The sequence below is a fragment of the Streptomyces sp. NBC_01520 genome (assembly GCF_045040375.1).
GTDB lineage: Bacteria > Actinomycetota > Actinomycetes > Streptomycetales > Streptomycetaceae > Streptomyces.
The window spans coordinates 289,868-304,640 of sequence record NZ_CP109404.1 but is presented as its reverse complement, the minus strand read 5'-3'; the positions used below and the strand labels follow the sequence as shown (position 1 = coordinate 304,640).

Genomic DNA, 14,773 nt, shown 5'->3' with positions numbered 1-14,773 from the left:
GGCGGCGTCAGACGACCGTCACCGGGTGCCTGACCACCGCGTCGAAGAGGTAGCCCTGCGTGTTGTGGGCCGTCGTCGCCGGCTGGGTGCGGCCCTTTTGGTCCGTCGCCCGCGCGAGCAGCACGGCCGGGCCCGGCTCCCGCGGCACCCAGTCGGCCGACCAGCGGACCCAGCTCCCGCCGCGCGGCTCGTCACGCAGCCGTGCGGGCCGCCACCGGGCGCCCCCGTCGGTACTGACCTCGACCGAACGCACCGGTGCGCCGCCCGACCACGACCGGCCGGTGAGCACCTGCCTGCGACGGGCGGTGAACGTGGCCCCGGGTGCCAGCTCGAACGCGCTCTTGAGGGTCTGCCGGGACAGGGGCGCGCTGCCCTCCGCCGGATATCCGGGACCGAACAGCCGGTACAGGCCCGTGTTCCACGGGCTCAGCAGCGGCTCGGCGCTCACCTCGATGTCACCCACCCACTTGATGTTCGCGATGCCCACCCAGGACGGCACGATCAGCCGGACCGGATGCCCGTGGTCGGGCGGCAGGGGCTCGCCGTTCATCTCGTAGGCGAGCAGGACGTCGTCCAGCGCCTTCACCACCGGCAGCGGCCGGCGCACCCGGCCCAGATTCGTCCCGTCGCTGACGACCTCCGCGTCCAGGCCGCGCGGCAGCACGTCGACCGCGTCCCGGCCGATCCCGGCCAGCCGCAACACATCGGCGAGCCGTACCCCGCGCCAGCGTGCCGTGCCGATCGCGCCCAGCGTCCAGGCGGTCCCGCTCACCTGCTGGCCCTGCTGGGAGGTGAAGTAGCTCCGGCCGTTGCCCGCGCACTCGACGAACGCGGTACGGGTGACGGAGGGCAGGGCGCGCAGCGCCTCGTACGAGAAGTCCACCGGCCCGCCCGTCAGTCCGCTGCCCCAGACCGTCAGCTTCCAGTCCGCCGCGTCGATGCGAGGGGTGGCCGTGTGGTTGCGGACGAAGAAGCGGTCGGCGGGCGTGAGCAGCCCGGTGCCACGCAGCGCCTCGAACTTCGTCTCGGCGTTGGTGCCGCGCACGGTGAACAGTTCCGGCGGCAGCGGCTTCACCACTCCCGCCAGGCTCCCTGCCGCGCGGGCGGGCCCGGCGACGGCCGGGACGAGCGGGGCGGCCACCGACGCGGCGGCGACCAGCCGCAGCAGATCCCGGCGGTCGATCCCGGCCGATCTCGCCCGGCCGCGGGACCACTGCCGCAGCCGCATCAGGTCGTACGCGGCTTCCGACGACGCTACGGAACTCATGGGCACTCCAGGGTGAAGGGAAGGGACAACAGCGGTCACCGTCACGGCGCAGGAAGCAACTCCCTCACGAGACCGCCCACATGGCCGGTCTCGATGAGGAATCCGTCATGCCCGTACGGAGATTCGATGATCCGCGGACGGTCGGCGCCCGGCAGCAGCGCCGCCAGTTCCGCCTGCTGGGGCGGCGGGTACAGCCGGTCCGACGCGATGCCTGCGACCAGTGCGGGCATGCCCGCGCGGCGCAGGGCCCGCGCGGCCCCGCCGCGGCCCCGGCCCACATCGTGACCGTTCATGGCCTCGGTGAGCGTCACATAGCTGCCCGCGTCGAAACGGCGCACCAGCTTGGCGGCGTGGTGGTCGAGATACGACTCCACCTGATAGCGGCCGCCCCGCGAGGGAAGCTCACCCTGCTGCGCCGCCCTGCCGAACCGTGCCTCCAGTTCCGCCTCACCGCGATAGGTGACATGGGCGATCCGCCGGGCCTGCCCGAGCCCCCGGTGCGGTCCCGCACCCGGCGGCGAGGCGTGGTACCGCCCGCCCTGCCATCCCGGGTCGTCACGGATCGCGGAGATCTGCACACCACCCCAGGCGATCTGTCCGGCCGAGGAAGCGGCCGGGGCGGCGAGCACCAGCAGCGATCCCGTACGGTCCGGCCGGCCCACCGCCCATTCGAGGGCGCGCATCCCGCCCATCGAACCGCCGATCACCGCGGCCCACCGGCCGATACCGAGCGCGTCGGCGAGCCCGGCCTCCGCCGCCACCTGGTCACGGACCGTCAGATACGGAAATTCGGCACCCCAGTGCGTGCCGTCGGGCCGCCGGGAGGACGGACCCGTGCTGCCCTGGCAGCCGCCCAGGACGTTCGGGGCGACGACGAACCAGCGGTCGGTGTCGAGGGCCCGGCCCGGCCCGATCAGCGCGTCCCACCAGCCCGGGGCCGGATGCCCGGGGCCCGCGGCGCCCGCCGCGTGGCTGTCTCCGGTCAGCGCGTGCAGGACCAGTACCCCGTTGCCGCCGTCCGGTGCGGGCCGGCCCCAGGTCTCGTACGCCAGGCGCACGTCCGGCAGCGCGGCACCGGACTCCAGCCGGAGCGGGCCGTCCAGCGTCACCCACGAGCGGCGGCCCGGCGGATCCCCCTCCCGCCAGCCTCCGGCGGCCGGCGGGAGGGGGAGTGCGGGGGCCGTGGCGACCCGGTTCAGGACGCCGCCTTCGCGGCGCGGAACCCCGCCTCCAGATCGGCCTTGAGGTCGTCCACGTTCTCCAGGCCCACCGAGAGCCGCACCAGCCCCGCGGTGGCACCGGTGGCGGTGAGCTGCTCCTCGGTCAGCTGGCTGTGCGTCGTGGACGCCGGGTGGATGATCAGGCTCCGTACGTCACCGATGTTGGCGAGGTGGCTGAACAGCTCGACCGCGTCCACGAACCGCTTGCCCGCCTCCACACCGTCCCGCAACTCGAAGGAGAGGACGGCTCCGGCGCCGCGCGGCAGGTAGCGCTGCCCGGCCTCGTACCAGGGACTCGACTCCAGCCCCGCGTAGTGCACGGCCGACACCTCGTCGCGGCCCTCCAGCCACCGGGCGAGCTCCCGCGCGTTGGAGGTGTGCCGCTCCAGGCGCAGGCTCAGCGTCTCCACGCCCTGGAGCAGCAGGAACGCGGAGTGCGGGGAGAGCGCGGGCCCGAGGTCGCGCAGCAGCTGGACCCGCAGCTTCACGGCGAAGGAGCCGTGGCCGAGGTCCGGCCAGTACCGCAGGCCGTGGTAGCTGGGGTCGGGGGTGTGGAAGTCCGGGAAGCGGTCCGCGTGCGCACCGAAGTCGAAGGTGCCGCCGTCCACGACGACACCGCCGATCGTGGTGCCGTGCCCGCCCAGGAACTTCGTCGCCGAGTGGATCACGATGTCCGCGCCGTGCTCCAGCGGCCGCAGGAGGTACGGCGTGGGCACGGTGTTGTCGACGACGAGAGGGATCCCCGCCGCGTGCGCCACGTCCGCCACCCCCCGGATGTCCAGCACGTCGCCGCGCGGATTGCCGAGCGTCTCCGCGAACAGGACCTTGGTGTTCGGGCGGATCGCCGCCCGCCACGCCTCGACGTCGTCGGGGTTCTCGACGAACGACACCTCGATGCCGAACCGCGGCAAGGTGTGCTTGAACAGGTTGTACGTACCGCCGTACAGCGAGGTGGAGGAGACGATGTGGTCCCCGGCGCCGGCCAGCGTCAGCAGCGCCAGCGTCTCGGCGGCCTGACCGGACGCGAGCGCGACGGCGGCGACTCCGCCCTCCAGCGCGGCGATGCGCTGCTCCAGGACGTCCTGCGTGGGGTTGTGGATCCGTGTGTAGATGTTGCCGGGCTCGGCCAGCGAGAACACGTCGGCCGCGTGCTGGGTGTCACGGAAGACGAACGAGGTCGACTGGTAGATCGGCACCGCGCGGGCACCGGTCGTGGGATCCGGGACCGCCCCGGAGTGGATCTGCTTGGTCTCGAAGGACCAGGCGGCACCGGCGTCCTGCCGGTCGTGGTCCTCGGGGGTGTGTCCTGCGGTGACGGAGTCGACGGGCTGGCTCATGTCTTTCCTCGCACGGTGGTTCGGTGGCGGGTTCGTACGCGCAAGCCCGGACGCACCGCGGCGGCGACGGACTGGTTACGGACCGTAGAAGGCGCACGCCCGGGAACGGAAGCGGGACGCCCGAGTGGCCACGAAGCTGCAATGCGGCGGCAACAGTCGGTGCTCGCCCGGAACGATCCCGTCGCCCCCCGTCCGCACCGGTGCGTCGGGGCGGTCACCTGGGTGGGTGCGGGGGCGCCGGGGTGGCCGGGCCCGCCCGACCGGCCGTGACGTCCGCGAGGGCGGGACCGTCAGTCCTGCGAAGGAAGGGCCGGACCGTCAGTCCTGCGTGAACATCCCGCTGCGCAGCTTGCGCAGGAGACGGCTGAGCAGCCGGGACACATGCATCTGGGAGATGCCGAGCTCCTCGCCGATCTGAGCCTGCGTCATCTCCTGGCCGAACCGCATCTCGATGATGCGGCGCTCACGGTCGTCGAGATCGTCCAGCAGCGGCGCGAGGGTGTGGAGGTTCTCCACCGTCTCCATGGCCGGGTCCGGCTCACCCAGTACGTCCGCGAAGGTGCGCCCGCCCACGGCGCGGCCCGCCTGGTCCGCCGTATCGGTCGGCATGTCGAGCGAGCCCGCCGTGTAGCCGTTCGCGGCGACGATGCCCTCGGTGATCTCCCCGTCGTCGAGGCCGAGATGCTCGGCGAGCTCGTGCACCGTCGGGTCCCGGTCGAGGCCGGCCGCCAGTGACTCCTTGGCCTTCGCGATGTCCACCCGCAGCTCCTGCAGCCGCCGGGGCACATGCACGGACCATGTGGTGTCACGGAAGAACCGCTTGATCTCACCGACGATGTACGGCACGGCGAACGAGGTGAACTCGACCTCGCGGGAGAGGTCGAAACGGTCGATGGCCTTGATCAGACCGATCGTGCCGACCTGGACGATGTCCTCCATGTCGCCGCTGCCCCGGTTGCGGAAGCGGCCCGCCGCGAACCGTACGAGGGACAGGTTCATCTCGATGAGCGTGTTCCGGGCGTACTGGTGCTCCGGAGTGCCCTCATCGAGTACCTGCAGGCGGTCGAAGAACACCCTGGACAGTGTCCGAGCGTCCTGCGGGGCGATCTTTCCCGCGTCCTCGATCCACGGAAGGCCGTCCGCGGCGCCTGCTCGTTCCGCACCGGCGGTCTGCGCAGTGTGCGCCGTCATCTCGTCACGCTCCCCTGGTCGTAGTCCATGAGGTGTAGGCGCCTGCCCGTGCGGAGGCAACTCATGCGTGGAGGAGCTGATTTGAGCCGTATCCATGGCGGTTATGGCCGGGAATCGCCACGATAGCCCTCCGTGGTCACGGTGGGAGGGGGCCGTCGGAGCCGACGGAAACGCAGAACCGCCCCACCGGTACGGGGGAGCCCGGTGGGGCGGCCGTACCCAGGGTGCCACAGCGAGAGGCACGTTGGGGCCGGATCCGCTCAGCGAGCCACGATCCGCCGGACCAGTTCCGGCACCCACTCCACGTACTCCACCTCCGCACCGCCCGCGTGGCGCGCGTAGAGGAAGCGGCCGGTCGGCCCGGCGGCCGGCGGGGTGGTGATCACGGCGCCGTGCTCGGCGAGGGTGCCGATCACCGCGTCGAGGTCGGCGACGACCACCGCCCCGTGGCGTGGGCGTACCGCGCGCGCTCCTGCGAAGCCCGCCAGCACGGGGAAGTCACCGATGGCCGCCAGCTCGATCTGCTCGAACGCGAGGCGTAGGCCGGGCTCGGCGCCCACGAGTTCACGCAGCAGCGGCAGGGTCGCGGCCATGTCGTCGACCCAGAGTCGCGCATAGGTCTTCCAGGATGGTCATACGGTCCTCCTCTTTCCGGCACACCCGCACACCGGACCGGCCCTGGAACAGGGCCCGTCATCCGCGGGTTACCCCGAAACGTAGAAGAGCGGCCGGACGGCCGGAAGGAGGCACTTTCAGGAGAGCGCGGCACCCCGAGGTGACCGAACCTGCCGTACCTGCCGTATCCGTCGTACCTGTCGAGGCTGCCGTGAGCGTCGTGTTCGCCGAAGCCTCCGTGCTCCGTACCCACTCGCTGGCACGCGAGATCTTCACGTCCGTCGCCGGCAAATGGGCCCTGACCCTGATCAACGCACTCGCGGGACGCACGCTCCGCTTCACCGAGCTGCGCGCCGAGGTACCCGGAATCAGCCAGAAGATGCTCACCCAGACCCTGCGCGGACTGGAGCGGGACGGCCTGGTGCGGCGCACGGTGTATCCGACGGTTCCGCCGCGCGTCGAGTACGCCCCCGCGGACGCGGGCCGGGCGCTGCGGTCCCGGGTGAACGGGGTGTGCGACTGGACGGGGCAGTATCTCGACGACATCGAGACCGCCCGCGAGCGGTACGACGCGGCGCCGGTCACGTACGGGACGGAGCAGGGCCAGACCTCGTACGACGAGGCGCCGGGTGCGGGCGGGGCTCGTTGATTGCGCGCGCGTGAACAGTCCGGCGTCCCGGGAATGCGTGCAGGGTGAATCAGCTTTCCCCACCTGTCGGAGCCACCTAGGCAGACCGCAGTTGAGGGAGCTCATGCCCAACACCCACGCATTCGACCGCACCGCGCCGAGACGACGCACCCGCAGCAGGACCGTGAAGGAGGTGGCCGTATGACCGCCCCCGGCCGCCTGCCGTCCACGGAGGACTCCGGCGCTGCCCATCCGCTGGACAACCCGGCCCGCGCCGCCCTGACCGGGCCCCATGCGCACTTCGCCGAGCGGCGCGGCCGCATCCTGCGCTATCCGGTCGACGTCACCCCGTGGCTGGCCCTCCCGGACACACCCGACGTCCAGGACTGGGCCGATGTCGCCGCCCTGGCGGGGCCGGGTGCGTCCGTCACCCTCACCGCCTTCCGCGAGCCGCCGCCGGCCGGCTGGGAGATCGTCTTCCAGGGGGAGGGTGTGCAACTGGTGGACGACGGCGTGGACACCGCCCCCGACCCGGAGGCCAGGCGCCTCGGCCCCGCCGATGTCCCGGAGATGCTGGAACTGGTCGCCCGCACCCGCCCCGGACCCTTCCTGCCCCGCACCGTGGAGCTCGGCACCTACCTCGGCATCCGCCGCTCGGGTGTCCTCGTCGCGATGGCCGGGGAGCGCCTGCACCCGCCCGGCCACACCGAGATCAGCGGTGTCTGCACCGATGAATCCGTCCGTGGCCAGGGTTTCGCGTCCCGCCTGGTCCGAGCCGTCGCCCACGGCATCAAGGAGCGCGGCGAGACACCCTTCCTGCACGCCTCCGCGTCGAACACCGGCGCCATCCGGCTCTACGAATCCCTCGGCTTCCGGCTGCGCCGCCGGACATCCTTCTTCTCCGTGATCATTCCGGTGGAACCGGACCCGTGGACCCACGCCAGGACCCCGGTGCCGGGGGCGGGTAGGTTGGAACAAGTGAGGCATTAGCGACGAACATGCGGGAGGCGTGCCGTGGCCATGGGATTCCGCCGCCCAGCAGCGAGCAGGACACCGCTGCCGGGGACGGACCCGGAGGTGGAGGCGGCGGGCGCCCCCCGGATCGGGAACCGGGCGCTCGCGCTGTGGCTGTTCCTGCTGACCGCGGCGGTCGTCCTGCTCGACGCCCTCACCGGTGACGACCTCCCCGTCGTTCCCCTCCTGGTCGTCATGCCCGCGCTGGCCTCGGTCTTCTGCACCGTGCGCCAGACCGTCTGCGTGGCGGTCTGGGTCACCCTGGTCGTCGTCGGCTCCCGTGTCCCGCAGACCGGCGCCTTCTGGGACGTCGCCTTCCTCATCGGCTTCGCGGTCATCGCCAGCGGCCTGGGGGTCGTCGCCTGCGCCGCGCGCATCCGGCACGCCACCGAGATCGCCCGGCTGCGGTCGGCCGCCGTCGCCCTCCAGCGGCAGATCCTCCGACCGCTGCCCATCGCCACCCGGCAGATCAGGGCGGACGGGATCTACGAGCCGATCGAGGAAGACCGTCTCGTCGGCGGCGACATCTACGAGGTCGTGGATTCGCCGTACGGGACCCGGGTGATCATCGGAGACGTGCAGGGCAAGGGCCTGCCCGCGATCGGCGCCGGCTTCGCCGCGCTCGGCGCGTTCCGTGAGGCGGCCATCCGGGAGCCCTCGCTCGCCTCGGTCGCGGACATGGTGGAGGACGCGGTCGCCCGGCACAACGCGTTCTCTGCGGAGACCGGCGAGACCGAGCGCTTCGTCACCGCCCTGCTCCTCTCCTTCGACGGGGACGACCGGGTGCGGGCCGTGAACTGCGGGCACCTGCCGCCGTGGCTGCTGCACGACGGCACGGCGTCGCCGGTTCCCCTGCACCTGACGTCCGTACCCCTGGGCATGGCGGACCTCAGTGGTGAGGCACGATCCGCCGAGTGGTTCGGCTTCCCGGCCGGCGCGTCCATCCTGGCGTTCACGGACGGAGTGACCGAGGCCCGCGACGCGACGGGCGCCTTCTATCCGCTCGACGAGAGGATCGCCGCCTGGGCGCGCCGCGAGCCGCGGCAGGTCCTGGCGGCACTCCAGGCCGACCTGGACGCGTTCTCCGGCGGAGTGCGACGCGACGACGTGGCGGTGCTCGTCCTCAGCAGACGGCAGGACGGCGGCGGCGACCCGCGGCGGGAGGCCATGGCCGAGCACCCGGGGGCCGAAGGGGCGGTCGGGGCCCGGGGCCGGGCATAGCACGGAATCGCCCGGGGCGTGCGCAGGCACAGGCGCCGGTCACCTGCGCGCCACCCGGCGCCATCGAGAAGTCGTCGCCGTCGGGAGACGCCGCGGCGGGCACCGCAGACCGTGAACCCGCTGTGGTTACACTGGGTGCCATGGGTTCGTACTACTTCTTTCTCTGATGTCCGGCCAGGACGCCGCCGCGTGACGCCGAGCGTCGCCGCCTGACCCGACCGGGTCGTGCCGCGTGCCGCAGTCCTTCCCGCCGTCCGGTACCCATGCCCCGCCGTGCGCCTCTGCGGTGTGCGCGGCCGAGGGCCTGTCACCTCAGGGAAAGTACCCATGTCCTTCCAGCGCCACAGCGCCCAGCTGACCATGAACGACGTCTCCAAGGCCTACGGGGACCGATCCGTCCTCGACCAGGTGTCCCTCACCGTCCGCCCGGGCGAGCGGGCCGGCGTCATCGGTGAGAACGGCTCCGGGAAGTCCACCCTGCTCCGGCTCATGGCCGGGGCGGAGGCTCCGGACAGCGGTGACGTCACCGTCCACTTCCCCGGCGGCACCGGCTACCTCACCCAGACCCTCACGCTCGACCTCGCAGGCACCGTCCAGGACGCCGTCGACGCCGCCCTCGCCGAGCTGCGCGAGCTCGAACACCGGATCCGCACGGCGGAGACGGCCCTGTCCGAAGGAGACCCGACCGACGCGCAACTCGCCGCGTACGGAGACCTCCTGACGGCGTACGAGGAGCGCGGCGGATACCAGGCGGACGCCAGGGTGGACGCGGCCCAGTACGGCCTCGGCCTCGGGCACCTCACCCGCGACCGCCGCCTCGGCACGCTGTCCGGCGGCGAGCAGTCCCGGCTCGCCCTCGCCTGCGTGCTGGCCGCCGCACCGGAACTCCTGCTGCTCGACGAACCCACCAACCACCTCGACGCCGCCGCCGTCACCTGGCTGGAGGACCACCTCCGCACCCACCGCGGCACCGTCGTCGCCGTCACCCACGACCGGGAGTTCCTGGAGCGGACGACCACCGTGATCCTGGAGGTCGACCGGGACCTGCGCGGTGTCTCCCGCTACGGGGACGGCTGGGACGGCTACCGCACGGCGAAGGCCGCCGCCCGCCGCCGCTGGGCGCAGGACCACCAGGAATGGCTGGCCGAACTGGCCCGTACCGAGGAACTGGTGAGCGCGGCGGGCCGACGCCTCGCGGGTACCGGCAAGGACCCGGGGCAGGGCTTCGGCAAGCACCGCAGGTCACACGAGGCCAAGCTGTCGGGGCAGGTCAGGGCGGCCAGGACCCGGCTCGAAGCGCTGCACCGCGCACCCGTTCCCGCACCTCCGCAGCCCCTGCGCTTCACCGCCGGACTCCTGACGGCCGGTGCCCCGGACCCGGCGGGGGACCTGCGCGGCGAACCCCTGGCCGTGCTGGAATCCGTCGTAGTGGGCGACCGGCTGGACCTGCCCGCACTGCGCGTCCGGCCCGGGCAGCGCCTCCTGGTCACCGGACCCAACGGTGCGGGCAAGACCACACTGCTGCGCGTCCTCGCCGGTGACCTCGCACCGGACGCCGGGACGGTCCGGCGCCGGGCCCGCATCGGATACCTCCCGCAGGAGCTCCCCGTCAGGCCCACACGCCGTTCCCTGCTCGCCACGTTCGCCGCGGGGCGGCCCGGATTCGCCGACGAGTACGCCGAGGAACTGCTGGCCCTCGGCCTGTTCCGCCCGGACGACCTGGCCGTGTCCGTGGCCGCGCTCTCCGTCGGCCAGCAGCGCAGGCTGGCCCTGGCACGCCTGGTGACCCGGCCGGCGGACGTGCTGGTCCTGGACGAGCCGACGAACCACATCGCGCTGAGCCTGGTGGAGGAGCTCGAAGCCGCACTCGCCCGGTACGAAGGAGCCGTTGTCGTCGTCTCGCACGACCGCAGTTTCCGGGGCCGCTTCACCGGCGACCGCCTCGAACTGCGCGCCGGCCGCCCGGTGGCGGAGACAGGAGTCGCGGCCCGCGGCTGAGCGGCGCACCGGTCCGGGCTCCTACGGCTCCGGGGGCGCGCCGCCGTCCCGCAGACGGGCGCGGAGCCGGTCGACGAACACCTGCTGGCCCGCCACCAGGCGTTCCGCCGCCTCCTCGGGTGTGCACCAGGCGAACCGGTCCATCTCCGGGAACTCCTGCTGCACACCGGACCCTCTGGGCCACTCCATGGTGAACGTCCCCGGGACCGCGAGAGCGGGATCCAGCTCGGCCTCCAGGGCCCATACGGTCACGGTCTTGCCGCTCGGCTGACGCGCCTCGCCCAGCGGCACCCAGGGGCCGTCCGGCACGGGCAGCCCCAGCTCCTCCTCGAACTCCCGGCGGGCGGCCGCCGCGGGCTCCTCGTCGGGTTCGTACTCACCCTTGGGTACCGACCAGGCCGCCGTCTCACGACCCGACCAGAACGGTCCGCCCATGTGCCCGATCAGCACCTCGGCGTCTCGCCCACCACCCTCCGTGCGGGTGATCCGGTAGAGCAGAAGACCCGCACTGCGCTTCGCTGTCGACATGTCGTCAAGTGTGCAGGAGCGGGCCGCGCGGGACCATCAGCCCCGGCCCGTCCGGCCGACGGAATCCCCGGCGCCGCCGAGGTCACCCCCTCGCCGCCCGCTGTTCCCTTTGATGTCCTCGTCGTCCTCTGGTGCGTCTGGGTGCGCCCGGCCATGCTGTCCGCCGACAGCACTTACCGCGCGACCAACCCGCACTGCACCAGGAGGACTTGTGGGCCTAGGCTCCCTCGGCACCGCCCTGCGGCCGCTCGTACTGCTCGCGACGGCGTCCGCGATGACGCTCGCGGCCGTGGCCCCCGCGACCGCCGACCAGTATCCGGACCCGCGCCCGCACACTGCCGCCGAGGTCCTCAGACCCGTCGCCCCGCCGGCGGCGAGCGGTGCGGCCGGCGGGGCGAGATCCGTCGTGGACGGCGACGGCATCGAGACGGCCCGCACCTCCCGGCCGCTCGCCCCCGGCGTCTCTCTGAGCTCGTACGACCGGCTCGAATCCGACAAGTGGCTGCGGGTCGACACCCTCTCCGTCGACCTGGACGGCAGCGGCGTACGCGCCGACTACCTGTCCAGCGGCAAGGTCGCCGACCGGCGTACGGTCTCCGAACTCGCCGCACAGCACGACCCGGGCAAGGGCCGGCGCACCGTCGCCGCGATCAACGCGGACTTCTTCGACATCAACCAGACCGGAGCACCGCAGGGCCCCGGCATCAAGGACGGACGGCCGGTCCACTCCCCGGCCCCGGGCGTCAACCGCGCGGTCGGCCTCGGGCCCACGAGCGCCGGACGCGTCCTGGAACTGTACTTCGAGGGCACGCTGACCCTCCCGGACGGCGAGCACCCGCTCGCCGCGTACAACGCCGCCAACGTGCCGGCCGGGGGAGTGGGTGCGTACACCTCATCCTGGGGCAACGCCGACCGCGCCCTGACCGTCGACGCCGCGCGGCCCGTCGCCGAGGCGACCGTGCGGGACGGCAAGGTCGTCGCCGTGTCGGACGTCCCCGGAACGGGCCCCGTGCCCGACGGCACCACCGTCCTCGTCGGACGCGAGGCCGGAGCCACCCTGCTGGCCGCCCTGGAACCCGGTGACCCGGTCGCCATGGAGTACCGCGCACGCACCGACGACGGCGGGGCCGTGCCGGACACCGCGGTCGGCGGCCGGGAACTCCTCGTCGTCGACGGCGTCGCCCAGAACCACGACGGTGAGGGCAACAACACCGCCGCACCCCGCACCGCCGTCGGGTTCTCCCGGGACGGCCGCACGATGCAGGTGGTCACCGTGGACGGCCGCCAGGCCGACAGCGGCGGAGTCACCCTCACCGAGCTCGGCCTGATGATGCGCCGGGCCGGTTCGTACAGCGCACTCAACCTGGACGGCGGCGGCTCCTCGACGCTCGTCGCCCGTGAGCCGGGCAGCGACGCACTCCAGGTGGAGAACAGCCCGTCCGACGGCAGCGAACGCACCGTGCCCAACGGCCTCGCCCTCACCGCCCCGGACGGCAGCGGCCGGCTGGAGGGCTTCTGGGTGCGGACCCGTACCCCGGCCGGCGTCGCACCCGGCACCGACCCCGTCGCGGGCGGCCACCCCGAACGGGTCTTCCCCGGCCTGACCCGGCGGCTCACCGCCGCCGGGCACGACGAGACGTACGGTCCCGCCGCGGGCACCCCGCGCTGGCGTGCCGTCAGCCCGGCGGTGGGCGGCGTCGACGCCCACGGGACCTTCACCGCCCGCCGCGGCGGCACGACCGACGTGCGGGCCGAGCGGGCCGGAGCCCACGGCAGCACCCGGCTCACCGTCCTCGACCGGCTCGCCCGGATCCAGCCCACCACCGCACGCGTCGGCCTCGCCGACAGCACGGCCACCGGCGCCTTCGGCATCGTCGGACTCGACGCCCACGGCACGAGCGCCCCCGTCGAACCGGCCGACATCACCCTCGACTACGACCACGCGCTGTTCGCCGTCGCCGACGACGGCCAGGGTTCCTTCACCGTCAGATCCCGCACCGGCGGCGGGGCGGGACAGATCAAGGCCACCGTCGCGGGCACGAGCACCACGCTCGCGGTGAGCGTCGGCCTCGCCGAACAGGCCGTGTCGGCCTTCGACGACGCCGGATCCTGGAAGTTCAGCCAGGCCCGGGCCGCCGGCTCCCTCGCCGCGACACCCGACGGCCACACCGGCACCGGACTGCGGCTCACCTACGACTTCACCAGATCCACCGCGACACGCGCCGCCTACGCGGCCCCGCCGCAGCCGGTCGTCGTGCCGGGCCAGCCGCAGTCCTACACACTCTGGATCAAGGGCGACGGCAACGGCGCCTGGCCCACGCTGCACCTCAAGGACTCGGCCGGTTCCGACCAGCTGCTGCGCGGGCCCTACGTCACCTGGACCGGCTGGCGCCAGGTCACCTTCGACGTACCACCGGGTGCCGCGATGCCGCTGTCCGTACACCGCTTCTACCTCGCCGAGACTGCGGCGGCCCGGCAGTACACCGGTGAGATCGTCATCGACGACCTGTCCGCGCAGGTGCCACCCACCGTGGACCTGCCCGGACAGCCCGTCCCTGCCGACCCGTTGATCGATCCGGCCGCGGAGACCGAGCGCCGGGACTGGCAGTTCGCGGTGATGTCCGACGCCCAGTTCGTCGCCCGGGACCCGGACAGCGCGATCGTCCGGCAGGCCCGCCGCACCCTGCGCGAGATCAAGGCCGCCGAGCCCGACTTCCTCGTAGTCAACGGCGACCTCGTCGACGAGGGATCACCCGCCGACCTCGCCTTCGCCCACCAGTTGCTCGACGAGGAACTCGGTGACGCACTGCCCTGGTACTACGTGCCGGGCAACCACGAGGTGATGGGCGGGAAGATCGACAACTTCGTCACCGAGTTCGGTCCCGCCCGGCGTACGTTCGACCACAAGGGCACCCGTGTCATCACCCTCGACACGTCCAGCCTCAGCCTGCGCGGCGGCGGCTTCCCCCAGATCAAGGAGCTGCGCGCCCAGCTGGACGCGGCGGCGCGAGACCGGTCCGTCGGCTCCGTCCTGCTCGTCGAGCACGTACCGCCGCGAGACCCGACCGTGCAGAAGGGCAGCCAGCTGGGCGACCGCAAGGAGGCGGCCCTCGTCGAACAGTGGCTCGCGGACTTCCGCCGTGCGACGGGCAAGGGCGCGGCCCTGATCGGCAGTCATGTCGGGGTCTTCCACGCCTCGCGCGTCGACGGGGTCCCATATCTGATCAACGGGAACTCCGGCAAGTCGCCGGCGGGACCCGCGGACGAGGGCGGATTCACCGGCTGGACCCTGATCGGCGCGGACCGCGTCGCGCCCGGCGAACAGGCGTTGGCGCGCCACCGGCCGTGGCTGGGCGGGCCCGACTGGGTGTCCGCCCAGACCCGTGCCCATGTCGACGCGCTGACGCTCGACGCACCGTCCGTGATCGGAGCGGGCGAGGACACGCGGGTCGGCGCGAGCGTCACCCAGGGGACGCGGACCGTGCCGGTAGCCTTCCCGCTCAGCGCCGACTGGACGGGCTCCCCGAACCTCCACATCGGCGATCCGGACGACGCCCGTCGGCGCCACACCGCGGTGCTGGATCCGGTCACCGGAACGCTCACCGCACTGCGGCCCGGCACGGTCACGCTCGCGGTGACCGTGAACGGCACGACCCGGCAGGCCCGGATCGAGGTCGCGGCGGGGGCGGTGGTGGCCCCGGCGGCCTGAGGCACGGCGGAGCCCCCGGCGTATCCCGCCGGTGGCTCCGCCGTG

General features: G+C 73.0%; 11 protein-coding genes. 5 read left to right on the top strand and 6 right to left on the bottom strand.

Annotated elements, in window-relative coordinates:
* Positions 1-7 precede the first annotated feature (7 nt).
* From OG524_RS01395 to OG524_RS01375, 5 genes are all read right to left on the bottom strand, one after another.
* Positions 8-1,267, bottom strand: a complete 1,260-nt coding sequence (locus tag OG524_RS01395) for a sulfite oxidase (RefSeq protein ID WP_405808654.1) — start codon at positions 1,265-1,267, stop codon at positions 8-10.
* Between the two features lie 41 nt (positions 1,268-1,308).
* A complete protein-coding gene (locus OG524_RS01390; protein WP_405393388.1) occupies positions 1,309-2,466 on the bottom strand; it encodes a homoserine O-acetyltransferase in 1,158 nt (385 codons plus the stop codon).
* A complete protein-coding gene (locus OG524_RS01385) occupies positions 2,463-3,824 on the bottom strand; it encodes a bifunctional o-acetylhomoserine/o-acetylserine sulfhydrylase (RefSeq protein ID WP_405392826.1) in 1,362 nt (453 codons plus the stop codon). Before OG524_RS01385 ends, OG524_RS01390 begins: the two co-directional genes overlap by 4 nt.
* A 318-nt stretch (positions 3,825-4,142) precedes the next feature.
* Positions 4,143-5,015 (bottom strand): SigB/SigF/SigG family RNA polymerase sigma factor, encoded by an 873-nt coding sequence (locus OG524_RS01380; RefSeq protein ID WP_405808651.1) that lies wholly within the window; start codon positions 5,013-5,015, stop codon positions 4,143-4,145.
* A 260-nt stretch (positions 5,016-5,275) separates the two neighbouring features.
* Positions 5,276-5,608 carry a VOC family protein gene (locus tag OG524_RS01375; protein WP_405808649.1) on the bottom strand — a complete coding sequence of 111 codons (333 nt, stop codon included), beginning with the start codon at positions 5,606-5,608 and terminating at the stop codon, positions 5,276-5,278.
* Positions 5,609-5,841: 233 nt separating this feature from the next.
* Between OG524_RS01375 and OG524_RS01370 the strand changes: the two genes are divergently transcribed.
* The 4 genes from OG524_RS01370 (at position 5,842) to abc-f (ending at position 10,491) form a co-directional block, all read left to right on the top strand.
* The gene (locus tag OG524_RS01370; RefSeq protein WP_405808648.1) at positions 5,842-6,279 is read left to right on the top strand and encodes a winged helix-turn-helix transcriptional regulator; all 438 of its coding nucleotides are present in this window, start codon (positions 5,842-5,844) and stop codon (positions 6,277-6,279) included.
* Positions 6,280-6,459: 180 nt separating this feature from the next.
* Positions 6,460-7,248, top strand: a complete 789-nt coding sequence (locus OG524_RS01365; protein WP_405392828.1) for a GNAT family N-acetyltransferase — start codon at positions 6,460-6,462, stop codon at positions 7,246-7,248.
* A 24-nt stretch (positions 7,249-7,272) separates the two neighbouring features.
* Positions 7,273-8,493, top strand: coding sequence for a PP2C family protein-serine/threonine phosphatase (locus tag OG524_RS01360; RefSeq protein ID WP_405808646.1), 1,221 nt, complete (start codon positions 7,273-7,275; stop codon positions 8,491-8,493).
* A gap of 327 nt (positions 8,494-8,820) precedes the next feature.
* Complete coding sequence (abc-f, locus tag OG524_RS01355) at positions 8,821-10,491, top strand: ribosomal protection-like ABC-F family protein (RefSeq protein WP_405392830.1); 1,671 nt, start codon at positions 8,821-8,823, stop codon at positions 10,489-10,491.
* 21 nt (positions 10,492-10,512) lie between these two features.
* Here abc-f and OG524_RS01350 read toward each other — a convergent pair whose 3' ends face one another.
* Positions 10,513-11,019: an NUDIX domain-containing protein gene (locus OG524_RS01350; RefSeq protein WP_405392831.1), complete on the bottom strand. Its 507-nt coding sequence runs from the start codon at positions 11,017-11,019 to the stop codon at positions 10,513-10,515.
* A gap of 274 nt (positions 11,020-11,293) precedes the next feature.
* Between OG524_RS01350 and OG524_RS01345 the strand changes: the two genes are divergently transcribed.
* Entirely contained in the window at positions 11,294-14,728 is a 3,435-nt protein-coding gene (locus OG524_RS01345) for a phosphodiester glycosidase family protein (protein WP_405812411.1), read from the top strand.
* Positions 14,729-14,773: the final 45 nt, after the last annotated feature.